24 protein-coding genes are annotated in these 22,613 nt (G+C 70.4%); 18 read left to right on the top strand and 6 right to left on the bottom strand.

Annotated features, from left to right (window positions below; translation table 11 throughout):
* Window positions 1–98: 98 nt before the first annotated feature.
* Complete coding sequence (locus tag NE857_RS03065) at window positions 99–536, bottom strand: phosphotriesterase family protein (protein ID WP_254419686.1); 438 nt, start codon at window positions 534–536, stop codon at window positions 99–101.
* Window positions 537–773: 237 nt separating this feature from the next.
* Between NE857_RS03065 and NE857_RS03060 the strand changes: the two genes are divergently transcribed.
* Window positions 774–2,000, top strand: coding sequence for a DUF418 domain-containing protein (locus tag NE857_RS03060; protein ID WP_184367653.1), 1,227 nt, complete (start codon window positions 774–776; stop codon window positions 1,998–2,000).
* A gap of 57 nt (window positions 2,001–2,057) precedes the next feature.
* Window positions 2,058–2,789 carry a TetR/AcrR family transcriptional regulator gene (locus NE857_RS03055; protein WP_254419685.1) on the top strand — a complete coding sequence of 244 codons (732 nt, stop codon included), beginning with the start codon at window positions 2,058–2,060 and terminating at the stop codon, window positions 2,787–2,789.
* Here NE857_RS03055 and NE857_RS03050 read toward each other — a convergent pair.
* The 3 genes from NE857_RS03050 to NE857_RS03040 are packed head-to-tail and all read right to left on the bottom strand — an operon-like array spanning window position 2,775 to window position 4,209.
* Entirely contained in the window at window positions 2,775–3,302 is a 528-nt protein-coding gene (locus tag NE857_RS03050; RefSeq protein ID WP_254419684.1) for an SRPBCC family protein, read from the bottom strand. The two genes, NE857_RS03055 and NE857_RS03050, sit on opposite strands and share 15 nt — an antisense overlap.
* Complete coding sequence (locus tag NE857_RS03045; protein WP_254419683.1) at window positions 3,299–3,604, bottom strand: ArsR/SmtB family transcription factor; 306 nt, start codon at window positions 3,602–3,604, stop codon at window positions 3,299–3,301. Before NE857_RS03045 ends, NE857_RS03050 begins: the two co-directional genes overlap by 4 nt.
* Window positions 3,605–3,651: 47 nt before the next feature.
* Window positions 3,652–4,209 (bottom strand): TetR/AcrR family transcriptional regulator, encoded by a 558-nt coding sequence (locus NE857_RS03040; protein WP_254419682.1) that lies wholly within the window; start codon window positions 4,207–4,209, stop codon window positions 3,652–3,654.
* Window positions 4,210–4,304: 95 nt separating this feature from the next.
* On the opposite strand from NE857_RS03040, the gene NE857_RS03035 reads away from it, so the two are divergent.
* The 3 genes from NE857_RS03035 (at window position 4,305) to NE857_RS03025 (ending at window position 6,898) form a co-directional block, all read left to right on the top strand.
* Complete coding sequence (locus tag NE857_RS03035; protein ID WP_254419681.1) at window positions 4,305–4,874, top strand: GNAT family N-acetyltransferase; 570 nt, start codon at window positions 4,305–4,307, stop codon at window positions 4,872–4,874.
* A 32-nt stretch (window positions 4,875–4,906) separates the two neighbouring features.
* On the top strand, window positions 4,907–6,283 hold the full coding sequence (locus NE857_RS03030) for an amidohydrolase family protein (protein WP_254419680.1): 1,377 nt from the start codon (window positions 4,907–4,909) through the stop codon (window positions 6,281–6,283).
* Between the two features lie 99 nt (window positions 6,284–6,382).
* Entirely contained in the window at window positions 6,383–6,898 is a 516-nt protein-coding gene (locus NE857_RS03025; protein WP_254419679.1) for a DinB family protein, read from the top strand.
* 71 nt (window positions 6,899–6,969) lie between these two features.
* Here NE857_RS03025 and NE857_RS03020 read toward each other — a convergent pair whose 3' ends face one another.
* Window positions 6,970–8,568 carry an MFS transporter gene (locus tag NE857_RS03020; RefSeq protein ID WP_425572098.1) on the bottom strand — a complete coding sequence of 533 codons (1,599 nt, stop codon included), beginning with the start codon at window positions 8,566–8,568 and terminating at the stop codon, window positions 6,970–6,972.
* A 270-nt stretch (window positions 8,569–8,838) separates the two neighbouring features.
* Here NE857_RS03020 and NE857_RS03015 point away from each other — a divergent pair, with 270 nt between their 5' ends.
* The 8 genes from NE857_RS03015 to NE857_RS02980 all read left to right on the top strand — a co-directional run bounded on the left by NE857_RS03015 (window position 8,839) and on the right by NE857_RS02980 (window position 15,935).
* The gene (locus tag NE857_RS03015; protein ID WP_254419677.1) at window positions 8,839–9,636 is read left to right on the top strand and encodes an ABC transporter ATP-binding protein; all 798 of its coding nucleotides are present in this window, start codon (window positions 8,839–8,841) and stop codon (window positions 9,634–9,636) included.
* Window positions 9,633–10,463 (top strand): ABC transporter permease, encoded by an 831-nt coding sequence (locus NE857_RS03010; RefSeq protein WP_184367626.1) that lies wholly within the window; start codon window positions 9,633–9,635, stop codon window positions 10,461–10,463. Before NE857_RS03015 ends, NE857_RS03010 begins: the two co-directional genes overlap by 4 nt.
* 74 nt (window positions 10,464–10,537) lie before the next feature.
* The gene (locus tag NE857_RS03005) at window positions 10,538–10,987 is read left to right on the top strand and encodes a hypothetical protein (protein WP_254419676.1); all 450 of its coding nucleotides are present in this window, start codon (window positions 10,538–10,540) and stop codon (window positions 10,985–10,987) included.
* Window positions 10,988–11,166: 179 nt separating this feature from the next.
* Window positions 11,167–11,982: an ABC transporter ATP-binding protein gene (locus NE857_RS03000; RefSeq protein WP_254419675.1), complete on the top strand. Its 816-nt coding sequence runs from the start codon at window positions 11,167–11,169 to the stop codon at window positions 11,980–11,982.
* Between the two features lie 14 nt (window positions 11,983–11,996).
* Complete coding sequence (locus NE857_RS02995; protein WP_254419674.1) at window positions 11,997–12,983, top strand: ABC transporter permease; 987 nt, start codon at window positions 11,997–11,999, stop codon at window positions 12,981–12,983.
* 11 nt (window positions 12,984–12,994) lie between these two features.
* Window positions 12,995–14,101, top strand: coding sequence for an ABC transporter substrate-binding protein (locus tag NE857_RS02990; RefSeq protein ID WP_254421852.1), 1,107 nt, complete (start codon window positions 12,995–12,997; stop codon window positions 14,099–14,101).
* Between the two features lie 62 nt (window positions 14,102–14,163).
* A complete protein-coding gene (locus NE857_RS02985; protein ID WP_254419673.1) occupies window positions 14,164–15,246 on the top strand; it encodes an LLM class flavin-dependent oxidoreductase in 1,083 nt (360 codons plus the stop codon).
* 26 nt (window positions 15,247–15,272) lie between these two features.
* Window positions 15,273–15,935 carry a cysteine hydrolase family protein gene (locus NE857_RS02980; RefSeq protein WP_184367610.1) on the top strand — a complete coding sequence of 221 codons (663 nt, stop codon included), beginning with the start codon at window positions 15,273–15,275 and terminating at the stop codon, window positions 15,933–15,935.
* A 25-nt stretch (window positions 15,936–15,960) separates the two neighbouring features.
* On the opposite strand, the gene NE857_RS02975 is transcribed toward NE857_RS02980, so the two are convergent.
* On the bottom strand, window positions 15,961–17,019 hold the full coding sequence (locus NE857_RS02975; protein WP_254419672.1) for a fatty acid desaturase family protein: 1,059 nt from the start codon (window positions 17,017–17,019) through the stop codon (window positions 15,961–15,963).
* A 377-nt stretch (window positions 17,020–17,396) separates the two neighbouring features.
* Between NE857_RS02975 and NE857_RS02970 the strand changes: the two genes are divergently transcribed.
* From NE857_RS02970 to NE857_RS02950, 5 genes are all read left to right on the top strand, one after another.
* Complete coding sequence (locus NE857_RS02970; RefSeq protein WP_184367605.1) at window positions 17,397–18,512, top strand: serine/threonine-protein kinase; 1,116 nt, start codon at window positions 17,397–17,399, stop codon at window positions 18,510–18,512.
* 140 nt (window positions 18,513–18,652) lie between these two features.
* Window positions 18,653–19,645 (top strand): siderophore ABC transporter substrate-binding protein, encoded by a 993-nt coding sequence (locus tag NE857_RS02965; RefSeq protein WP_184367602.1) that lies wholly within the window; start codon window positions 18,653–18,655, stop codon window positions 19,643–19,645.
* Window positions 19,646–19,727: 82 nt separating this feature from the next.
* Window positions 19,728–20,729, top strand: coding sequence for an ABC transporter permease (locus NE857_RS02960; RefSeq protein ID WP_254419671.1), 1,002 nt, complete (start codon window positions 19,728–19,730; stop codon window positions 20,727–20,729).
* Window positions 20,730–20,778: 49 nt separating this feature from the next.
* Window positions 20,779–21,852 carry an iron chelate uptake ABC transporter family permease subunit gene (locus NE857_RS02955; RefSeq protein ID WP_254419670.1) on the top strand — a complete coding sequence of 358 codons (1,074 nt, stop codon included), beginning with the start codon at window positions 20,779–20,781 and terminating at the stop codon, window positions 21,850–21,852.
* Window positions 21,849–22,604 (top strand): iron ABC transporter ATP-binding protein, encoded by a 756-nt coding sequence (locus tag NE857_RS02950; RefSeq protein WP_254419669.1) that lies wholly within the window; start codon window positions 21,849–21,851, stop codon window positions 22,602–22,604. The genes NE857_RS02955 and NE857_RS02950 overlap by 4 nt, the downstream gene beginning before the upstream one ends.
* Window positions 22,605–22,613 lie beyond the last annotated feature (9 nt).

The following is a 22,613-nucleotide window of genomic DNA, read 5'->3' as shown; positions in this document are numbered from 1 at the left end:
TCGTCAATCACACATCAATGTGGAGACAGAAAAACGGACCCCCGGCGCAGGCCGGGGGTCTGACAGAGCCAGAGGTCCGATGGAGTTTGTGGAGAGGGTCAGTACTTGGGGAGACCGCCCTCGAAGAACGCCCTGGGGGTGTCCACGAGCATCGCCTCGATCTGGGCCTCCGCCACGCCGCGCTCGCGGATGTACGGGAGGACCTCCTCGCCGAGGTGGAGGTAGTTCCACTGGGGCAGGAAGGCCATGACGTTCGGGTCGAGCCAGTCGTTGAAGCAGGCGGCGTCCTGGGAGAGCACCATGCGTTCGGCGTAGCCCCGCTCGCACATCCGCACCAGGGTGTCCGCGCGGGCCTCGAAGGTGGTGTCGAAGTTCAGGCCGAAGCGGTCCATGCCCAGGACGAACCCGGCGTCGGCGAGCCGGGCGAGGTGGTCGGTGTCCGTGGTGTCACCGCTGTGGCCCAGGACGATGCGGCCCGGGTCCACGCCCTCCTCGTCGCACATGACCTGCTTGACCAGCAGCCCTGTCTGGGACACCGGGTGGGTGTGCACGGTGACGGGGACACCGGGCGGGTGTGCACGGTGACGGGGACGCCGGTCTCGTGGTGGGCGCGGGCCACCGCGCGCATGACGCGTTCGACGCCCGGGGCCCGCCCCGACCCGGCCATCGCCCGACCCCCGCCCGAGCCCTCTCAGCCGGATCCGGCCTTGTAGGCGGACCGCGGTCCGCCTACAATTCTGAACAGTGTTCAAAGATATGACGGGGGACCTCTGATGGCAGCGCCACGGTTACTGGCACCCGACTTCGCCAGGGGCGGAATGCTCCTGCTGATCCTGTTGTCCAACACCGCCTTCTTCCTGTACGCCGGGGACTACACGCGTTCCGACAACTACCCGGACCCGACCTCGGTCGCGGACAGCGTCACGCAGTTCCTGATGCTCGCCCTGCTCGACGTGCGGGTCTATCCGCTCTTCGCCTTCCTGGTGGGCTACGGGATCGTCCAGACCCTCACCCGCCGGATGGCCGCCGGGGCCACCCAGGACGAGGCGGCCGCGACCATCCGCAGCCGCAACCGCTGGCTGTTCGCCTTCGGTTTCGTACACGCCGCCCTGCTGCTGAGCACCGAGGTCCTGGCCGCCTACGGCCTCATCGGCCTGGTGCTGTGCGCCCTGTTCCTGCGCGGAAGCGAGCGGCGGCTGCGCGCGGGCATCCTCACCGGGGTCGGCCTGCTCGCCCTGGTGTTCGCGGCGGCCGCCGCGGCGCTGGCCCTGATCACGGTCCTCAGCCCGGCGGGGGAGGCCGTCGCGCTCACCGACGGGGGCGCACGCTACCTGCTCAGCGGTGCCGCGGAGGAGAACTACCTCGTCTCCGTGCTGTTCCGGCTGCCCACCTGGGTCGTGCTGCTGTTCATCAACGGTTTCGGCGTGGTGCTGCCGACCGCGATCCTGATCGGCATGTGGGCGGCCCGGCACCGCGTCCTGGAGGAGCCCGAACGGCACCGCACCCTCATCCGGCGCGTGGCCGTCATCGGCACCGCCCTGGGCCTGGCCGGTGCGCTGCCCGGAGCGCTCAAGCACGTGGGCGCCTTCGACCCGGCCCCCTACTACGGGCTCAGCGACACGGCCATGACCTTGACCGCCTGGACCAGCGGGCTCGCGGGCGGCCTGGGGTACGTGGCGCTGTTCGTCCTGCTCTCCGGGTTCCTCACCCGCCGGGGACGCCCGCCCGTGGTGGTGACCTCGGTCGCCGCGCTGGGCAAGCGTTCGCTGAGCGGCTACCTGTCCCACTCGATCGTGCTGGTCCCGGTGCTCTCCGCCTGGGGGCTGGGCCTGGGAGCCCACCTGACCAGCTTCACCATGGCCCTGTTCGCGCTCGGGCTCTGGCTGGTCACCGTGGTGGTCGCCGCCCTCATGGAGCGCGGTGGCAGGCGGGGACCCTTCGAGGTGCTGCTGCGCCGCCTGAGCCTGCGCAAACGACCACGACAGCTGAGCGGCCGGTAGACCACCGGAGCTCCCGGGGCAGCGGAGGCGACCCGGGTCAGCGGTTAGATTGGGCGCATGCCGACCACACCCGAGCCCGAGACCGGCGGCCCCACCAACGGCGGGGCCGCCGAAGGACGCCGCACGCCGGGCCCCCGGCGGCGGCTGAACCGGGAGCGGATCGTCAGCACCGCGGTGGAACTCATCGAGGCCCGGGGGCTGCGCGCCCTGTCCATGCGCAGCCTCGCCGAACGACTGGAGGTCGCCCCCGGAACCCTGTACACCTACGTCGCCAACCGCACCGTGTTGGAGACCCTGATCCTGGACACCGTGATCGCCCAGGACGGCCTCCCCCACGAGCTGCCCGGCACCTGGCTGGAGAAGCTGGCCACCTGGGCCCGAGACGACTGGGTGACCTTCCGCGAGAAGCCGTGGGTGATGGAGCTACGCCAGGCCAACCACGACTTCGGCCCGGCCTCGGTCACCTGGCTGGACTCGGCGCTGCGGGTCTTCGACGGCACGGGGCTGCCCGCGCAGGTCAAGTTCGACATGATCGACAGCCTGGACGCCTACGTGCTCGGGGCCGCCACCGTCCACACGCAGTCCGTCGACCGCGTGCCGAACCCCTCCGCGGCCATGCTCCCCGAGATCAAGCAGGCCCGCCTGGAGGCGACGAGACTCACCGAGGCCATGGGCGAAGGGGGCACGCCCTTCAGCCAGAGCCGTTTCGAGTTCGGCCTGCGCTGCCTGCTCGCCGGTTTCCAGGCCATCGCGGAACAGGAGCGGAGCGCCCTCTCAGGAGAGCGCTGAGCCCTCACCCACCCGGGCGTAGAGTTCGGCGACCTCGCCGACCGCGTTCCAGGCGTCATCCGTGGGCTTGCCGTCAGCCGCCAGCGCCAGGGCGTCGAGCATCACGTGCCAGCCGGTGGCGAAGTCGGCCGCGGGCTCGGGGAGCAGTTCACCGTGCACGAGCGTGAGCCGGGTCCCCCCGGGCACGGCTTCCAGAGTCCAGCGGACCACCGAGTCGGGGACGCCCTCCCAGCACCAGGTGTGCACGAGCACCCCCTTCGACCCCGGCGGTAGGGCCTCGCTGACCACCCCGGTGGCCGCGCCCTCGTCGCCGAAGTCGAAACTGACCGCGCCGCCGACCCTGGGGTCGATCGTGCAGCCGGGGAGCCAGAGCACCAGCCTCTCGGGGTCGGTGATCCACTCCCACACCCGCTCGGGGGTGTGCGCGAGGACGCGCTCGAAGCGGATCCGGAACGCGCCGTCCGCACCGATGCCGAGTGTTCCACGCAGGGAATCCGGGGTCGGGGTCGTCATGACTCTCCTTCGTCCATCACTCGTTCCAGGGCGTCGAGCGCCGTCTTCCACCGTCCGCGCTGGGCTTCGAGCCAGTCGCCCACCTCGTCCAGCGCGGCCGCGTCGACCGAGTAGAAGCGCTGCCGCCCCTGGTCGCGCACCCGTAGAACCCCGGCCTCGACCAGCACGCGCAGGTGCTGTGAGACGGCGGGACGGCTGATGTCGAACCCGTCCGCGATCTCCCCGGCCGAGCGCTCGCCCGCCACCAGGACCTCGACCACGCGCCGACGGTTCGGTTCTCCGATCGCCTCCATGACGTCCATGGGGAATATGTAAGCACTGACTTACACATTCGGTCAAGGGAGGCTCCTCAGGCGAGGTGACGCATCCCCGCGGCGAGCCCGGTGCCATCGGGACCGCGGTCCGGATCGATCAGGAACAATGCCATCGTGCCCGGGATCAGGGCGAGCAGCAGGCCGCCGAGTTCACTCTCCTGCTCCGGGGTGACCTCTTCCTCGGGCACGTCGAGCACCACGGCGGCCAGCGCCCGCCGGGCCGCGGCGTGCCCCTCGACGAGCTGCGCCCGCAGTTCGGGCTGCCGGTCCATCTGCGCGAGGGCCTCGAAGTTGGCGGCCACCAGCGTGCGCACCTCGGGGTAGGAGCGGGCGAGCCGGTTCATCGTCTCCTCGAACCGGCCCATGGGTGTGTCACGGTCCGACTTCAGGGACCCCGCGACCCGGTCGACCCACTCCCCCGCGGCCTCGATCATCGCCGCGGTGAGAAGGGCCTCCTTGGAGCCGTAGTGGTAGCCGATCGACGCCAGGTTGGTCCCGGACTCGGCCACGATGTCCCGAGCGGTGGTACGGGCGTACCCCTTGGTGTAGAGGCACCGCTTGGCCCCTTCCAGCAGCTGCTGCTTGTGTCCCATGCGTTGATCCTAGCCCCGCCCCGTACATCCGTCCCATACAAACGTCCTATACAAATGTAATATACAAAAGTATTAGACATACGTATGATCTCGGCATGGAGATCCTCAGACTGCGCAAGGGCCAGGAGGGGCGTGCCGTCGCCGTCCTCGCCGAAGCCATGTACGACGACCCCGTGCTGCGCTGGCTGTTCCCCGACCCCGAGGGCCGGACCCGGGCCATGCCGTACGCCATGGGCTACGCCGTCGCCCAGGCCATGGCCTCCGACGGGGTCCTCATGGACGGCTCGGAGCGGTCCGCCTCCGCATGGGCCGTCCGGGGGGACGGGGCCGCTCCGGACGAGGCCCCCGACGAGGAGGGGCCCGACGCCCTCGCACCCCACGCGGAACGGCTCAGCCTCCTGGGAGGGCTCATCGCCGAACGCCAGCCGACCGGGCCCCACCTGTACCTGTCGGTGATCGGTGTCCTCTCCGGAGCCCGCGGCCGGGGTATCGGCGGGGCCATGCTCGACCACCGCCTGGCCGACACCGGACTGCCCGCCTACCTGGAGGCCAGCTCGGACCGCAGCCGGGAGCTGTACCTGCGCCACGGCTTCGCCCCGCACGGAGCTCCGCTCCGGATCCCGGGCGGACCGACACTGCACCCGATGCTGCGCCCCGCCCCCTGACCCGAACGAGAACGGCCCGAACAGGAGCAACCATGCGCGCCTACACCCACGCCACCGTCATCGACGCCACCGGAGCGGCTCCGCTGCGCGACCACACCGTGCTGGTCGAGAACGGCACCGTCTCCGCCGTCGGCCCCTCCGCCTCGATCCCGGTCCCGGAAGGGGCCGAGGCCGTCGACCTCACCGGCCGGTACCTCGTTCCCGGCCTCACCGACTCGCACACCCACAGCAGCGGAACCGAACGGATCATCCCCGCCCTCTATGTCCTCAACGGAGTCACGTCCGTGCGGGAGATGTGGGGGCACGACGAGGTGAGGGGGATCCGGGACCGCGTGGAGGCGGGCGACCTGCTCGGCCCGCGCTGGACCATGGCCGGGAACCTGGTCGACGGGGCGCCCTCGCTCTGGGACGACACAATCACCCCGAACCCGCCGACAGTCGTCGCTGACGCCAAGGAGGCGCGCAGAGCGGTCCACGAGTCCAAGGACGCGGGCGCCGACTTCGTCAAGGTCTACTCACGGATCGGCGCGGAGTCCTACCGGGCGCTCCTCGACGAGGCGCGCAGGATCGACATCCCGGTGGCCGGGCACCGCTCCGACCACGTGCCCTTCGTGGAGCAGGTCGAGTCGGGGCAGCGCTCCTTCGAGCACGTCCACGGCCTGTGGCCGGCGCTCTCGCGGGACTCCGAGGCCATGGAGGCGGCGATGGACCGGATCCGCCTCGAACCGGACACCCACTACGCCAGCTGGTTCCGGCAGGTCACCGAGGTGGAGTGGGAGGCCGCCAACACGTACGGGCCGGTCGAGTCGGCCTCCGTGTTCGACCGGATGGCGGCCAACGAGACCGCCTACTGCCCCACCCTCGTCATGCACCAGAACCTGGACCTGCCCGAGCGGATGCGGATGAGCGACCCCCGGCTGCGCTACATGCCCTCCTACGTCGGGCAGATGTGGGCGCACATCCTGGACAACCTGTACCTGAGGGGTCGGGGCACCGACGAGGCGGCCCGCCGACGCGTGCTCTTCGAGATGCGCAGGGCCGTGGTCTGCGCGATGGACGACGCCGGGGTCCGCCTGCTGGCAGGGACCGACGCGCAGACCCCGGGTGTCCTCCCGGGTTTCAGCCTGCACGAGGAGCTGGAGCTGATGGTCGGTGCCGGGCTCTCGCCCCTGCGCGCCCTGCAGACCGCCACCCTCGAACCCGCCCGGTTCCTCGGGCGCGAGTCCTGGTCCGGGACCGTGGAGCCGGGGAAGGTCGCCGACCTGCTGATCCTGGACGCCGACCCGCTGGAGGACATCCGCAACACCGCCCGGATCCACTCCGTGGTGACACGCGGCCGCCACATCGGTCCGAAGGAGCGGGCCGACCTCCTCGCCGAGGTCGAGCGGGCCGCCGCGAAAGAGGGCTGAACAGGCTCAGGCCGGTTCCGCCATCCGGTCGGCGAGCCCGACAGCCAGCACGTACACGAAGAGCTGTGCCTGCCCAGACCGGTGTGGCAGGTTGGTCCCATGCCTGATTACCGCCGTGACCTGCTGCGCGACCAGTACGACATGACCTGGGCGCTGTTCGAGTACCACCTGGAGCGCCTCCAGCCAGAGGACTTCCTCTGGGAGCCCGCCGAGCTCTGCTGGACCCTGCGGCAGGGCCCCGGCGGGGTATGGACCCCGGACTGGGCCGACAGTGAGCCCGACCCCGTCCCGGTGCCCACCATCGCCTGGCTGACCTGGCACATCGGCTGGTGGTGGACGGTCACCCTCGACCACACCCTGGGTCGTACCCCGCAGGAGCGCGCCGAGATCCGCTGGCCGGGCGAGGAACGGACCGCGGACTGGCTCCGCGGACTGAACCTGGACTGGGTCGAGGCCCTGTCCGAGGTGGACCTGGACTCGCCCGCCTCCTTCCCCTGGCAGGGGGCGAACGGCAAGACCAACGCGCACACCGCCGCGTGGGTCAACAGCGAACTGATGAAGAACGCCGCCGAGGTCGGTCAGCTGCGCATGCTGCGGGCCGCGTTGAAGTCCTGATCCGGACCCGAGTCGCCCCTGGCCCCGGTCGCGCACCACGACCTCGCTCAGCCGGAACACCCCTTTCCCTCTCAGGCGCCGCGTACTCCCGCCCCGGCCCCGTCCTCGGTGCCAGCCCCGACACCGCCGGTGTCCGCGATCCCGGCCCCGTCCTCGGCGGCACCCTCGCCACCGCCCGCACCGGTCTCCTCGGTGGAGTCCAGGCGGGTGTGGCGCAGCAGCCACAGCACCGCCACGCCCACCGGGGCCAGGAGGAGCGCACCGAAGCCGTAGCCGAACTGCACCGCCGTGGTGAAGGCGCCGAAGGCCGCGTCCAGCAGCTGTCCCGCCTCCTCCGCCGGGAGTTGTTCGGCCACGCCCATGGCCCCGCCGACACTCTCCCCGGCTTCTTCCCGGAGCGGTTCGGGCAGGTCGTCGAGCCCGGCGCCGCCCAGGCCCCGCCGGTAGACGACCGCGGCCATGCTGCCCAGGAAGGCCATGCTGAGCGCGGCCCCGAAGCCTCCCGCGACATCGCCCATCGCCGCCGCCGACCCCGCCTTGCGGACCGGGGCGCTGACCACGATGAGGTTGATCGCGAGGGTGAAGAGCGGCCCCAGGGCCGTGGCCATCACCGTGGCCAGAGCGATCAGGACGAGCGCGCCGACCTGCCCCGCCAGGAGCGCGAAGGCTCCCCCCGCGGCGGAGGCCACGAGCAGACCGCCGCCCATGGCCGCGGAGGGGCGCATCCAGCGGATCAGCAGGGGCGAGGCCATCCCGCCGACGATCGAGGCGAGCGCCGGGACGACCATCAGCAGACCGGTCTCGGCGGGTGAGAGCCCGAGCGTGCTCTGGAAGTACTGCACCAGCAGCATGTCCGCGCCGCCGTAGGCCAGGAGCATCAGCAGCATGGCGCCGAGCGAGACGGCGAAGGCGGGGACGGCGAACAGCCGCATGTCCATGAGGGGTTCGGGCAGGCGCAGCTGCCTGCGGACGAACAGTGTTCCGAGCACCAGACCGACCGCCACCGGGATCAGGTAGGGCCACACGGGGCCCTCCGCGCCCGAGGCACCGCGGTCGGCGATCTCCTGGAGCCCGAAGATCACGCTGATGATCGCCCCCATGGACAGCAGGACGCTCAGCAGGTCCACGCTCCCCTCGACCCGCTCCCGGTGGCCGGGCAGCAGCGGCGCGCTGACCAGTAGGAGCACGGCGACCGGGACGTTGATCAGGAAGACCGCGCCCCACGAGAAGTGTTCGAGGACGACCCCGCCCAGCGGCGGCCCCAGGGCCATTCCGGCGGAGAAGGAGCTCATGACCACCGCGACCGCCACGGAGAACTGGCGGGCGTCGGTGAAGACCACGCGGAGCATGCCGAGGATGCTCGGCGTCATCGTGGCCGCGGCCATGCCCATCAGGGCGCGCATCGCGATCAGGACCTCCGGGGTGGGCGCGAAGGCCGCGACCAGGGAGGCGGTCCCGTAGACGGCCACCCCGCTCATGAGCAGGCGGCGGCGTCCGATCTTGGAACCCAGCCAGCCCATGGTGAGGACCAGGCTGACCGCGAGGAACTCCCCCACGTGCAGGATCCACAGCATCTGGGTACTGCCCGGCGCGAGGTCGGCGGCGATCGCGGGCAGGGCCATGAACAGCACGGTCATGTCCGTGGCCGCCATGACCAGGGGAAGTGTCATAACGGCGAGGGCCAGCCACGCCCGCCAGGTCGCGCGTTGGGGGGCTTGGGAAGTCACGGCGTCCTCCACCAGGTTCGGTCTCCAGGTTCGATGCGGTCCGCCCGACCTTAGGGCCTCAACCAATGTTGAGCTCAACCCCGATACCCCATCCTCGTGCTCCGCGTCACCACAGATACCCCCGCTTACGGACTTTCCTCAAGGAAATCACTTGCCAAGTTGGAAAGTAATTGCCACTCTGAAAGAGAAGACACCCCCTACGGAAGGCAGCACATGAGCCACCACGCACCGGCGTTGGAGGCCACCGGGCTGGTCAAGCGGTACGGCACGGTGAGCGCGCTCGCCGGGATCGACCTGACCTGCGCCCACGGCGAGATCCTGGGGCTTCTCGGCCCCAACGGCGCGGGCAAGACCACCACCATCGAGATCCTCACCGGGCTGCGCACCCCCACCGGGGGCCGCGCCCGCGTCCTGGGCCTGGACCCGGTCCGCCGGCGCGCCGAGGTCCGCGAGCGCGTCGCGGTCCAACCTCAGCAGGCCGCGCTGTTCGAGCACCAGACCGTCATGGAGACCCTGCGCCTGTGGGCCTCGCTCCACACGGACCCCGCCGGCCCCGAGGAGGTGGTGGAACGCATGGGCCTGACCGCGTCACGGGACGTGCGCGTGCACCGGCTCTCCGGCGGCCAGCGCCAACGACTGCTGGTCGGCACCGCGCTGGTCTCCCGGCCCGAGCTGCTCATCCTCGACGAACCGTCCACCGGCATGGACCCCAACGCCCGCCTCGACCTGTGGGCGGCGGTCCGGGGCCACCGGGACGGCGGCGGCACCGTCCTGCTGTCCACCCACTCCATGGAGGAGGCCGCCGAGCTGTGCGACCGGGTCGCACTCCTGGACCGGGGCAGCCTCGCCGCCCTGGGCACCCCGGCCGACCTGGTCTCCCGCCACGCCCCCGAGCAGGCCGACCGAGGGCTGGGGTTCGGTCTGGAACAGGTCTTCCGCGACCTCACCGGCCGTTCCCTCGCCGACGCCGACACCGAGACAGACGCCGAGACCACGCAGGAGACCCGATGAACACGCGTTCCACCCCCGCGGGGCCGAACTCCACCACCACGGGCCCGGTCACGGCCGCCGCGCCCCCGCTCTCCGCCACCCGCGAACTCCTGGGGCTACACACCCGCGAGTTCCTCCGCGACCGCCGCAACTTCCTGCCGGCCCTGATCCTGCCCCTGGCCCTGGGTGCGCTGTTCCTCGCCATAGCCCACACCATCCCCGAAGCCGAAACCGGTGCCGGGTTGACCTTCGGGCAGATGATCGTCCCGATGCTGCTCCTGCTGACCATGACCAGCGCACCGCTGACCGCGACCGCCAGCCCCCTCGCGACCCTGCGCGCCCAGGGTTCCCTCCGGCTGCTGGGCACCACCCCGGTCGGCCGGACCCGCTTCCTCCTGACCCACATGCCGGTCCGGCTGGGACTGGTCGCGGTCCAGCTGGTCGTGCTCGTCACGGCAGGCACAACCCTGGGCCACATCGCCCCCGCCGACATCCCGGCCCTGTTCGGCGTCTCCGTGCTGGGCCTGCTGATGTTCGGCGCCGCCGGCTACCTGATCGGCGGGGTGGCGGGCGGGACCGACTCCGCCCAGAACACGAGCCTGTTCGTGCAGATGGTGTCGATCATGCTGTCCTTCATGTTCCTGCCGATGGGCATGCTCCCGGACAGCCTGGCGAAGGCGGTCAGCTACCTTCCGCCCAGTTTCCTCGCCGACCTCTTCCTCTCCCTGACCCCGGGCTGGGAGCAGCTCCACCCGACCTGGCTCTCGGTGCTGGTCGTCCTGGGCACCGCGGCCGTCCTCACCGCCCTGGCCGTCCGCCTCTTCCGCTGGGACCAGGGCGAACGGTAGCCGGGCGGGGAGGGGTGACGCGCACAACTGCACAAGGCCGTTCCCGTCGGGCTTGTGTGTAATATCGTCCCTCCATGACCCCCTGTGCGAAAGGCTCCCCGTCCCATGGCACCGCCCGAGCCGACAGCCCGAATCTGGTCGACGCGCTCGCGGAGCACCTCGGCCTGCGGCTCGCGCCACGCGAGTTCTCACTGCCCGACGGGACGCGGGTCGCCGTGGACGGAGCCGACGGCGACCCGCCCAACGTGCTCGTCCAGAGCACCCGAATACGGGGCCAGCTCAAGTCCAGTCATCGCAACAAGATCATCTCGAACGCCTTCAAACTCCTGTGGTTGCGTGACAGCACCTTCCCCTGCTCCCAGCCCCTCCTGGCGGTGAGCCCCGAGGCCGCTCGGCTGTTCAGCTCCGACGCCTGGCTCACGATCGCCCTGCGGCACACCCGGATCGCCGTGGTCGTCGTTTCCCCCGAGGGAGGCATCACCACCCCGATATCCCTCCGTGACCAGCTGTTCACCGGCCAGTGATGCCTCACTTCTAGCTTTGACGGGTCAACGACCCCGCGGGCCGTCGACCGTTTCGCCGCTTCCGCCCGCTCTCCCACGACGTCCTGGCCCGACCCTGCCCAGGACGGCTCACACGGAGGGCGCACGGTGGAATTCCGTACCCTGCAAGCGAACGCTCCGATTTCGGTCACGGACCCAACGTGACCGACGATCACATCGAGATACGGGGCCTCACCAAGCGCTATACGGGCGGCGACCCCGATCGGCCCGCCCTGTCCGGGATCGACCTCGACATCCGGCACCGCCGCTTCGTCAGCCTCATCGGCCCCAGCGGCTGCGGCAAGTCCACCCTCCTCCGGGTGATCGCCGGCCTGGAAGGCCACGACGAAGGGAGCGTCTCCCTCTTCGGGGAGAGCCCGCGCCAACTGTGCCGACGCAAGGCCGTGGGCCTGGTCCCCCAGACACCGGCCCTCCTGCCCTGGCTCACCGTGCGCCAGAACGTGGCCCTGCCCTCGAAGGTCAACCGGCGGGCACGGCGAAACGGGGACTCCCCCGACGAACTCCTCCGCGCGGTCGGCCTCGACGACGCCGCCCACCGCTACCCCCATGAGCTGTCCGGGGGCATGCGCCAGCGGGTGGCGATCGCCCGTGCCTTCGGGCTCCGGCCGGACGTGCTCCTCATGGACGAGCCGTTCTCCGCCCTCGACGAGTTCACCCGGGAAGCGCTCCAGATCCAGCTCCTGGCCCTGTGGCAGAGCCGGGCGACCACGGTCGTGTTCGTGACGCACTCCGTGCACGAGGCGGTCACGCTCTCCGACCAGGTCGTGGTGATGTCCGCCCGGCCCGGCCGCGTGCACGAGGTTCTGCCCATCGACCTGCCCCGGCCCCGGGGCCGGGAGGTCGTGAGCGGATTCCGGACCAACGACCTGGAGCAGCGCGTGCGCGCCTGCCTCCAGAGCGCCTGGGAGAGCGGTGCCGCCCCCGACGACCTCATCCCCCCGGCGGGTGTCCGGTGAAGGAGAGGACGGACGTGGCAGTCCCGCCCCACGGGCCCACCCCCGAGCCCTCGGCCGGGGACACCCCCGGCACCGCCCCCGAGGGCACTCACCCAGGCCGGAACCGCTCCGGGCGGACCCTCCTCGGCCAGCACCTCCTCGGCTGGCACCTCCTCGGCTGGCCCCTCTTCGGCCGGGCCCGGTCCGCCAGGTCCGGGCGCACCGCCCCGCGGCGCTCCGGTACCCGGCGGCGCTCCCCGCTCCACCCCGCCGTCTGGTCGCCCACCACCGTGCTCCTGGTGATCCTCGGCTTCGCCTGGTCGGCGGTGGCCGAGGAACACCCGTACATCCTGCCCGCGCTGTCCGAGGTCGGCCGAACCCTGGCCGGCGACCCGCTGCTCTTCCTGGGCAACGCCTGGGCCACCCTCCGGATCGCCCTCGCCGGTGTGGCCTTCGGCGCGGGGACCGCCTTCGTCCTCGCCCTCCTGATGTCGGAGATCCCGCTGGTCCGGCGGGCGCTCATGCCCCTGGCCGTGGTCCTCAACGTGACCCCGGTCGTGGCCATCGCCCCGGCCCTGGTGGTGGCCTTCGGGTTCGGCATGACCCCGAAGGTCGTGGTCACCGCGATCATCACCTTCTTCCCGGTGCTGATCAACGTGACCACCGGCCTGCGCTCGGTCCCCTCCCCGGTCCTGCACGTCTTCCAGACCCTGCACGCCTCCCGCCTGGAAGTGCTGTTCCGCCTGCGGATCCCCAGCAGCCTTCCGTACACTCTCGCCGCCCTCCGGGTGGTGCTCCCCCTGTCCATCGTGGGTGCCGTGGTCGCGGAGTTCGTCGCCGCCGGGTCCTCCGGCGGCCTCGGGACGATGATCCGCAACTCCGCGGCCACCGCCCGCCTGGACTACGTCTACGCGGCCATCGCCTGCCTGGCCGCGATGGGTGTCCTGATGCTCGCGCTGGTCACAGCGGTCGAACGCCGGCTGCTGTTCTGGCACGACTCCCAGCAAGAACCCTCACGATGAACGGAACACACATGCCCGCGCCCACCCCCAGCCACCCCCGCCCCCGGCAGCTCAGCCCGATCGCCGCGCTCCTGGCCGCCGGACTCCTCGTCTCCGCCTGCGGCACTGAGGACCCGGGCGACACCCCCCGGGCCGCCTCGGTCATCGACGAGGAGCGCTGCGAAGCCAACTCCGCCGCCGGAACGATCACCTACATCACCGGTTACCACTACCAGGCCTCCGTCACCCAGCTGGAGGTCATCGCCGCGGACGGCCTCGACCTCTTCGACGCCCTCTGCCTGGACGTGGAGATCCAGCCGGGCAACGGCGACGTCATGGGCAACGCCCAGCTGGTCTCGGCGGGCACCGCCCACTTCACCCCCACCAGCAACGAGGCCGAGGTCCTCCAGGCCAACGAGCGCGACCACGAGGTCATCGGCATCGCCACCTACGGCCACGTCCCCATCTCCTCGCTGCTCACCGGAACCGGCATCGAGGACCTCACGGAGCTGGAGGGACAGACCCTCGGCCACCAGAGCATGATCCCGGCACCGCTGGAGGCCATGCTCGTCTCCGCCGGCGTCGACGTCGACTCCATCGAGCAGGTCGAGGCGGGCTACGACCCCAGCATCCTGCCCCGGGACCAGGTCCAGGCGCTGACGGGCTTCCGCTCCAACGAGCCCCACCAGCTCGACGCCATGGACGAGGACTACACCGAATGGCTCCCGGAGGACTTCGGGGTCGTCGGCTCGTTCGGTGTGATGGCCACCAACCCGGAGTGGGCCGAGGAGCACCCCACCGTCGTCGAGGACTTCCTGCGCGCCATCGCCAAGGCCTTCGAGCACTGCACGGAGAACGGCGAGGAGTGCGTGCAGTACGCCGCTGACCTGGACGAGGCCGGGTTCGACACCGAGCACAACCTGAAGGTGTGGAACACCGAACGCGAGCTCGTCGGCGCCTCCACCCCGGACGACCAGCCCAACGGCTACATCGACCTCGGAATGACCGAGCAGGAGGGCCAGACGCTCCTGGACAACGGCGCCCTGGACAACCTGCCGGACCTGGAGCCGCTCTTCGAGCCGCGTTACCTGGAGGCTGTCCACGTGGCGACCGAGGTCGTCTGGCCCGTCGAGGAGTGACCGGCCGGGCGGGGAACGCCCGGACAGGAATCACTCGAACAGGGACGACAGAGGAGCCCACGTTGGCAGCACCATACGGGACCCCGGCCGACGCGACCGAGTACGGGATCTTCCTCCCGATCGGCAGCGGCGGCTGGATCGTGTCCGAGACCGCTCCGCACCCGGAGGCGACCTACGAGTACAACCGCGAGGCCGCGGTCCTCGCCGAGGCCCACGGTTTCGACTTCGTCATGTCCATGGGCAAGTGGCGCGGCTACGGCGGAACCACCGCGCACTGGGAACACACCCTGGAGTCCATGACGATGATGGCGGGGCTCGCCGAGGCCACCGAACGCGTCAAGGTGTGGGCGACCGTACACACCAACCTGTTCCACCCGGCTCTGGCCGCCAAGATGTTCACCACGCTCCAGGAGATCAGCGGCGGGCGCGCCGGGATGAACATCGTCGTCGGCGCCTACGCGCGCGAGTTCGAGCAGATGGGGCTCTGGCGGCGGGACCTGGACCACGCCGACCGCTACCGGTACACCGAGGAGTGGGCCACCGCGCTGCGGCGTCTGTGGACCGAGGACTCGGTGACGATGGACGGCGAGTTCCTCCAGCTCGACGACTGCCGTTCACTACCGCACCCGAGCCCTGCGCCCACCCTGGTCGGTGCGGGGCGCTCCCCCGCCGGTCTGGGGTTCCAGGCCCGCCACTGCGACGGTTCCTTCCTCACCGCCCAGGACCTTCCCGGGCTGCGCGAGGCGAGCCGGCGCGTGAAGGAGGGGGCCGAGCGGCAGGGGCGGAGCATCCGCACCTACTCGATGCTCACCGTGGTGATGGACGAGACCGACGCCGCGGCCCAGGCCCGCAGGGCCGAGTTCGGCCGGGGCGCCGACGTCGAGGCCATCGTCAACATGAAGCGCTCCTGGGGTCTGCCGCTGGAGAAGGCGCTGTCGTTGACGGCCGACTGTCCGGCGGACGAGGTGTTCCAGACCCCGTTCGTCACGGGTTCACCGGAAACGGTGGCCGAGCGGGTGCGTGAGCTGGTCGTGGAGGCGGAGCTGGACGGGCTGATGCTGATCTTCCCGGACTACCACGCCGACCTCCGGGCCTTCGGGGAGCGGGTCATGCCGCTGCTCCGACCCGAAAAGGCCCTGCGGTGAAAGATCCTGCGGCGAAAGGCCCTGCGGTGACTGGGCTCATCACCGACGTGTCCGGGGGCCTCCGGCCTCTGCCCGCCCCTCGGGGAGAGGCCGCGCTCCTGGTGATCGACGTCCAGCGGGACTTCGCCGCCCCGGATCGGCTCCCCTGGCTCGCCGAGAGCGACCAGGACCGAATCACAGGGGCGGTGGAGCGCGTCGCGGAGCTGGTCCGGGCCGCGCGCTCCGCCGGGATCCGGGTGGTCTGGGTGGCCCTGGAGCAGGATGCCGACGAGCCGTGGGAGTCCTCGCTCTGGTTGCGCGGCATCGCCCGGGAGCCGCGGGAGACCAGGCTCGCACAGGAACCGTGTGTGGCGGGTACCTCCGGCGCGGAGTGGTTCGGGGTCGCGCCCGCCCCGGGTGAGGATGTCGTCGTCAAGCGGCGCTACTCGGCCTTCCACGGCACGGACCTCGCGGAGCGACTGCGCGGCCACGGGGTCACCTGGCTGGCCGTGTGCGGTCTGACCGCCGACTGCTGCGTTGACGCCACCGTACGGGACGGCTTCCAGCTCGGTTTCCGCACCGTGGTCGCCGCGGACGCCACCGCCTCCTATGACCGGGACCGGCACGCCCACACACTCGACGTGCTGGGCCGGCACGCGGCGGTGGTCGCCACGGTCAAAGCCATGACCGAGGCCTGGGGCTCGTCCTAGACGACCGGTACGGCGGCGGCCCGGATCATCCGGCGGGTGTCCTCGCGCGCAGCGGGGCGCCCGCCTTGTGCATGTGGGTGATGGCCTCGACGTGCGAGCGGACGAAACCGGTCTCGTGGTAGGACACCCCGATCTCCGCGCAGTAGTCGCGCACGATCGGCTGGGCCTTGGCCAGGTGGGGGCTGGGCATGCTCGGGAAGAGGTGGTGCTCGATCTGGTAGTTGAGCCCGCCGAGCGCCAGGTCCGTGAAGCCGCCGCCGCGGACGTTGCGCGAGGTCAGTACCTGCTTGCGGAGGAAGTCGAGTTTCTCGCCCTTCTTCAGGGTCGGCATGCCCTTGTGGTTGGGCGCGAAGATGCAGCCCAGGTAGACCCCGAACAGCCCCTGCTGGACCGCGATGAACGCGACCGCCTGGAGCGGGTCGAGGACGATGATGATCGCACCGAGGTAGAGCACGAAGTGCCCCGCCAGCAGCGCGCCCTCCAGGACCCGCTGTTTGGTGGAGGGCTTGAAGAGCGCCCGCACACTGCCGACGTGCAGGTTCAGCCCCTCCAGCAGCAGGAGCGGGTAGAAGAGGAAGGCCTGGTAGCGGCCGAGGAAGGCGGGGATGCCCCGCGCTTTCCTGGCCTGGTCCTCAGACCACACGAACAGGTCCGGGTTGACGTCCGGATCGTGCTCCTCGTGGTTGGGGTTGGCATGGTGGCGGGTGTGCTTGTCCTGCCACCAGCCGTAGCCCAGGCCGATGCCGAGGTTGCCGACGACCCGGCCGACGGCCTCGCTGAGGCGGCGACCGTTGAAGATCTGGCGGTGCGCGAGCTCGTGGGAGACCAGCCCCACCTGGCCGAACACGGCGGCCATGGCGACGGCGGTGACGATCTGCCACCACGAGTTCCCGATCAGGAAGAACGCCACCCATGAGCCGACGAAGGCCAGGGCGATGAGGCTCAGTCGCACCGCGAAGTAGACGGGGGTGCGTTCCATGAGTCCGGCGTCCTGGATCCGACGGGACAGCCGGGCGAAGTCACTACCCCTGACCTTCGTGGCCCCCTGGTCGGTTTCTCGGGTTCCTGTGGTGTTGTTGGGCATGGGTACTGCCACTCCCCCGACGTTGATGGTGCCTCCGACTCCGGTGGCCCCGATAAACCAACGCTAGGCCGAAGCGGGCCGCGGTTCCATGGCGCTCGCACGACGCGGGATGGGGGTGCCTGCACCCCTGATTTTTCGCTCCCCTTGCTTTGCTACCTGCTGGTCACCCGCCTGGAGGGCTCCATACCCTGCATAAGTATACTTCGCTATATATATTTAAAAGTATAGTCAGCGTCGGTATCGCGGAGCTCCCTCACGGCCGCGATCCCCCGACCGCCCCGCCCCGGCGGGGCCTGGGAGGACAGGAGGACCTTCGGTATCTTGACAGTGCCGCCCCTGCCCTCGGGCGGGACGCCGCCCCGAGCCGAAGGTGCCCCGTGACGCCCCCACTGAAAGCCCTGCTCCCCCATGACCCCGAGAGTCTCGGCGGCCACCGCCTGCTGGGACGGCTCGGCTCCGGCGGCCAGGGCACCGTCTACCTGGCCGAACAGGCCGACGGGACTCAGGTCGCGGTCAAGACCCTCGACCCCGGGGGCATGGCCGACCCCGAGGTGCGCCGAAGATTCGAACGCGAGGCCGAGGCAGCGCGTCTGGTGACCTCCTTCTGCACGGCGGCCGTGCTGCACGCCGACTTCGACTCCGAGCCCGCCCACATCATCAGCGAGTACGTGGAGGGCCCCACCCTGCACCGGACGGTGGCGGACGGCGGTCCGTTGGACGGCGGCGACCTGATGCGGCTGTCGGTGGCTACGGCGACCGCCCTGGTCGCGGTGCACGAGGCGGGCATCGTGCACCGCGATCTCAAGCCCGGGAACGTACTCATGGCCCCGGGCGGACCACGGGTGATCGACTTCGGAATCTCCCAGATCACCGAGGGCGCGGGCACCCTCACCCGCCCCACCATCGGCACGCCCGGGTTCATGTCGCCCGAGCAGCTCGCGGACGGCCGGGTCAACGCGGCCACGGACGTGTTCGCCTGGGGCGCGGTGATGGTCTTCGCGGCGACCGGAAAACCACCCTTCGACGCCGCCACGGTACCGGGGGTCCTGCACAGGGTCCTGCACGTCGAACCCGACCTGAGCGGACTGCCCGAGCACCTGCGTCCGCTGGTCGCCCAGGCCCTGGCCAAGGCCCCGGCCGACCGGCCCACCGCCATCGACGTGCTGCACCGCCTACTGGGCCGCGCACCCGAGCCCGCGCCTGAACCCGCCCCCGAACCCGCCGAGGCGCCGACAGTGCCGAAGGCACCGGCGGCACCGGCGGCGCCGCGCACGCTTCCCCGGCCCGCCCCCTCCGACGAACCGACCCGTGTTCTGCCGAGCCGACCGCCCCACCCGCCCGCGAACAGCCCGGCGAGACCGCCGACGGAGCGGCCGACCGACAGGGCGAAGAACGACCCGCCGCCGGTGAACCCGACTATCGCGTGGACGGTCACCATCCTGATCCTGGTGGCCCTACCGGTGACCGCCGTCATCCTCGCCATGACGCCCTGACCCGCGCCGAGCCCGTACATCAGCGCTGTTCAGGGCGGTAGAAACTGAGGACAACCTCTCAAACGGGACTCCGTTGTACATAACGCAAAAGTGTTAGGTTAGGCTCTCCTTCGTCGTCAGCAATTGAAGGAGAAACCACCATGAAGTCCCCTGGTCGTCCCGTCACGGCGCTCTCGCTCATTCTGGCATCCTCCCTGGTCCTGGCCGGATGCTCGACCGACGCACAGGACTCCGACGGCTCCGCCGCCGCTGACGGCACCACGGTCGAGGTCGAGGACAACAACGGCACGCAGACGGTGGCCTCGCCGCCCGCGTCGGTGGTCGCGCTCGACAACCGCACCTTCGAGACGCTCTCGGACTGGGACATCGAGCTGTCGGCCGCCGCCGTCTCGCTCATGCCCGACACGATCGGCTACACGCAGGACGACTCGATCATCGACATCGGCACACACAACGAGCCCGACCTCGAGTCGATCGTCGCCGCCGAGCCGGACCTGGTCGTCAACGGCCAGCGCTTCACCCAGCACCAGGACGACATCGCCTCCCTCGTGCCCGACGCCGCGATCCTGGAGCTCGAACCGCGTGAGGGCGAGCCCTTCGACGCCGAGCTCAAGCGCCAGATCACCGTGCTCGGCGAGGTCTTCGACAAGCAGGACGAGGCCGCCGAGCTCGTCGCGGAGTTCGACGCCGCCGTCGAGCGGGTCAACGACGCCTACGACGAGGACGCCAGCGTCATGGCCGTCACCACCTCCGGCGGCGAGATCGGCTACCTGGCCCCCGGCGTCGGCCGCACCCTCGGCCCGGCCTTCGACATCTTCGGTCTCACCCCGGCTCTGGAGGTCGACGGCGCCAGCGACGACCACCAGGGCGACGACATCTCCGTCGAGGCCATCGCCGACTCCAACCCCGACTGGATCCTCGTGATGGACCGCGACGCCGCCGTCGCCGTCGACGAGGCCGGGTACGAGGAGGCCGACAAGATCCTGTCCGAGTCCGAGGCGCTCGCCGGCGTGAGCGCCGTCGAGAACGAGCAGATCGTCTACATGCCCATCGACACCTACACCAACGAGGGCATCCAGACCTACACCGAGTTCTTCAACGCGTTCGCCGACGCGCTGGAGGCCCAGGCTTGATCCGCCCCACCCGTTCGACGCGCGCCGACGGCGGTGCCCCCGCCACCGTCGGCGCGTGCCGCTGTGCGGAGGTCGATCCCGCATGAAGACCGCGCCCCCGGCCGCGTCCCCGAAGCTCTCGCGCACCCGGCGCCCCGGACGGCTCTTCGACTGGAAGCTGCTCGTCGGTATCGCCGTCGTGGCCGCCCTGCTCGTGCTCTCCCTGACCACCGGCGTGTACGACGTCTTCGGCGCCGAGGGCGGCGGCGAGATGTTCGCGATCACCCGCATCCCGCGCACGATCGCCCTCGTACTGGCGGGCGCCGCGATGGCGATGTCGGGGCTGGTCATGCAGCTGCTGACGCAGAACCGCTTCGTCGAGCCGACCACCACCGGCACCACCGAGTGGGCCGGGCTCGGCCTGCTCGCCGTGATGATCCTGTTCCCCGGGGCGAGCATCGGCACCCGCATGTTCGGCGCCGTCGTGGCGGCGTTCATCGGCACGCTGGTGTTCTTCCTGTTCCTGCGCCGGGTCACCCTGCGCTCCTCGCTGATCGTCCCGATCGTGGGCATCATGCTGGGCGCCGTGGTCAGCGCGGTGTCGACCTTCATCGCGCTGCAGACCGACATGCTGCAGAACCTGGGCGTGTGGTTCGCCGGGAGCTTCACCTCGGTGCTGCGCGGACAGTACGAGATGCTGTGGATCGTGGCGTTCGTGGCCGTCGCGGTGTTCGTCATCGCCGACCGCTTCACCGTCGCCGGGCTCGGCCAGGAGATCTCCACCAACGTCGGCCTGAACTACAACCGGATCATCCTGCTCGGCACCGGCCTGATCGCGATCGCCACCGGCGTGGTGACCGTGGTCGTGGGCAACCTGCCGTTCCTCGGCCTCATCGTGCCCAACGTCGTCTCGATGCTGCGCGGCGACGACCTGCGCAGCAACCTGCCCTGGGTGTGCCTGCTCGGCATCGGCATCGTGACGGTGTGCGACCTGATCGGCCGGACGATCATCATGCCCTTCGAGGTGCCCGTCTCCCTCATCCTCGGGGTCGTCGGCGCCGCCGTGTTCATCCTTCTCCTGTTGAGGCAGCGCCGCCGTGGCTGAGTCGACCGCTTCCCCCGCAAGCCCTCCGGGTCCCCCGCGACCGCCCCGGGTGACCGAGCCGCTCGCCGCACCACCCGAGCGCGCCGGTTCCGCCGGGCCCTCCGCGTCCGCCGGGCGCCCCGAGCGTACGTCCCGAACCCTGTCCACCGGGCGCGCCCGCCGCCGCTACTGGACCATCGTCACGGTGCTCTCGGTCCTGGCGGTCGGCTTCGCCTTCGGCCTGCTGGCCTGGGACAACCCGATGCCGGTGGGCTCGGACGGTTTCTGGCGCATCGCCCAGATGCGGGCCACCAACATCGTGGTCATGGCCGTGGTGGCGATCTGCCAGGCCATCGCCACGGTGAGCTTCCAGACCGTCACCAACAACCGCATCATCACCCCGTCCATCATGGGGTTCGAGGCGCTCTACATCGCCGTCCAGACCAGCGCCGTGTACTTCCTGGGCGTGGCCGGGATCCTGGCCATCCAGGGGGTCTCGCAGTTTCTGCTGCAGATCGCCCTCATGGTCGGTTTCGCCATGCTGCTGTACGGCTGGCTGCTGTCCGGGAAGTACGGCAACCTCCAGGTGATGCTGCTGATCGGCATCATCATCGGCGGCGGGCTCGGCTCCGTCTCCGCCTTCATGCAGCGGCTGCTCACCCCGAGCGAGTTCGACGTACTGGCCGCGCGACTGTTCGGCAACGTCTCCAACGCCGACGCCTCCTACCTGCCGATCGCGGTCCCGCTGTGCCTGGCCGCCGCGACACTGCTGGTACTGAGCTCGCGCCGGCTCAACATCGTGGCGCTGGGCCGGGACGCCAGCACGGGCCTGGGCCTGAACCACCGCCGCGAGACCATGCGCGTGCTGTTCCTGGTGTCGATCCTCATGGCGGTCTCGACCGCGCTGGTGGGACCGATGACCTTCCTCGGGTTCCTGGTGGCGACCCTCGCCTACCAGTTCGCCGACACCCACGACCACCGCTACGTCTTCCCGGTCGCCGCGCTGACCTGCTTCGTGGTGCTCAGCGGCGCCTACTTCGTCATGCGGAACATCTTCTACGCCAGCGGCGTGGTCTCGATCATCATCGAGCTCGTCGGCGGCCTGGTGTTCCTGTTCGTCATCCTCAGAAAGGGCCGACTGTGATCACCCTCAAAGGTGTACGCAAGGAGTACAGCAGCGAGGTCGCGATCGGCCCCGTGGACCTGGAGATCCCCAAGGGCGGCCTGACCGCGCTGGTGGGGCCGAACGGCGCCGGGAAGTCGACGCTGCTCACGATGGTGGGCCGCCTGCTCGGCATCGACGAGGGGGCCATCGAGGTCGCCGGGTACGACGTGACCAAGACGCCCTCCAAGGACCTGGCCAGGATCGTCTCGGTGCTGCGCCAGGAGAACCACTTCATCACCCGGCTGACCGTGCGCCAGCTGGTCGCCTTCGGGCGCTTCCCCTACTCCAAGGGGCGGCTGACCGTCGAGGACGAGGAGGTCGTGAGCCGGGCGATCGACTTCCTGGACCTCACCGACCTGGAGGACCGCTACCTCGACCAGCTCTCGGGCGGGCAGCGCCAGCGCGCCTACGTGGCGATGGTGCTCTCCCAGGACACCGAGTACGTGCTGCTGGACGAACCGCTCAACAACCTCGACATGCGCCACTCGGTGCAGATGATGAAGCACCTGCGCCGCGCGGCCGAGGAACTCGACCGGACCATCGTGATCGTGCTGCACGACATCAACTTCGCGGGCCACTACGCGGACCACATCTGCGCGGTCAAGGACGGCTCCGTGGTGGAGTTCGGCACCCCGGCGCAGATCATGACCGACGACGTCCTCACCCGGGTGTTCGAGACCCCGGTGAACGTCATCGACGGCCCGAACGGACCACTCGCGGTCTACTACTGAGCCCGAGCC

Origin of the sequence: Nocardiopsis exhalans, assembly GCF_024134545.1 — a bacterium.
GTDB classification, from domain to species: Bacteria; Actinomycetota; Actinomycetes; order Streptosporangiales; family Streptosporangiaceae; genus Nocardiopsis; species Nocardiopsis exhalans.
This window is presented reverse-complemented; position numbering and strand designations above follow the sequence as displayed.

Coding starts and splice junctions, on each gene's coding strand:
- NE857_RS03060 (WP_184367653.1), top strand. CDS start 774: ATGGCAGCGCCACGGTTACTGGCACCCGACTTCGCCAGGGGCGGAATG.
- NE857_RS03055 (WP_254419685.1), top strand. CDS start 2,058: ATGCCGACCACACCCGAGCCCGAGACCGGCGGCCCCACCAACGGCGGG.
- NE857_RS03050 (WP_254419684.1), bottom strand. CDS start 3,302: ATGACGACCCCGACCCCGGATTCCCTGCGTGGAACACTCGGCATCGGT.
- NE857_RS03045 (WP_254419683.1), bottom strand. CDS start 3,604: ATGGACGTCATGGAGGCGATCGGAGAACCGAACCGTCGGCGCGTGGTC.
- NE857_RS03040 (WP_254419682.1), bottom strand. CDS start 4,209: ATGGGACACAAGCAGCAGCTGCTGGAAGGGGCCAAGCGGTGCCTCTAC.
- NE857_RS03035 (WP_254419681.1), top strand. CDS start 4,305: ATGGAGATCCTCAGACTGCGCAAGGGCCAGGAGGGGCGTGCCGTCGCC.
- NE857_RS03030 (WP_254419680.1), top strand. CDS start 4,907: ATGCGCGCCTACACCCACGCCACCGTCATCGACGCCACCGGAGCGGCT.
- NE857_RS03025 (WP_254419679.1), top strand. CDS start 6,383: ATGCCTGATTACCGCCGTGACCTGCTGCGCGACCAGTACGACATGACC.
- NE857_RS03020 (WP_425572098.1), bottom strand. CDS start 8,568: ATGACACTTCCCCTGGTCATGGCGGCCACGGACATGACCGTGCTGTTC.
- NE857_RS03015 (WP_254419677.1), top strand. CDS start 8,839: ATGAGCCACCACGCACCGGCGTTGGAGGCCACCGGGCTGGTCAAGCGG.
- NE857_RS03010 (WP_184367626.1), top strand. CDS start 9,633: ATGAACACGCGTTCCACCCCCGCGGGGCCGAACTCCACCACCACGGGC.
- NE857_RS03005 (WP_254419676.1), top strand. CDS start 10,538: ATGACCCCCTGTGCGAAAGGCTCCCCGTCCCATGGCACCGCCCGAGCC.
- NE857_RS02990 (WP_254421852.1), top strand. CDS start 12,995: ATGCCCGCGCCCACCCCCAGCCACCCCCGCCCCCGGCAGCTCAGCCCG.
- NE857_RS02975 (WP_254419672.1), bottom strand. CDS start 17,019: ATGCCCAACAACACCACAGGAACCCGAGAAACCGACCAGGGGGCCACG.
- NE857_RS02965 (WP_184367602.1), top strand. CDS start 18,653: ATGAAGTCCCCTGGTCGTCCCGTCACGGCGCTCTCGCTCATTCTGGCA.
- NE857_RS02960 (WP_254419671.1), top strand. CDS start 19,728: ATGAAGACCGCGCCCCCGGCCGCGTCCCCGAAGCTCTCGCGCACCCGG.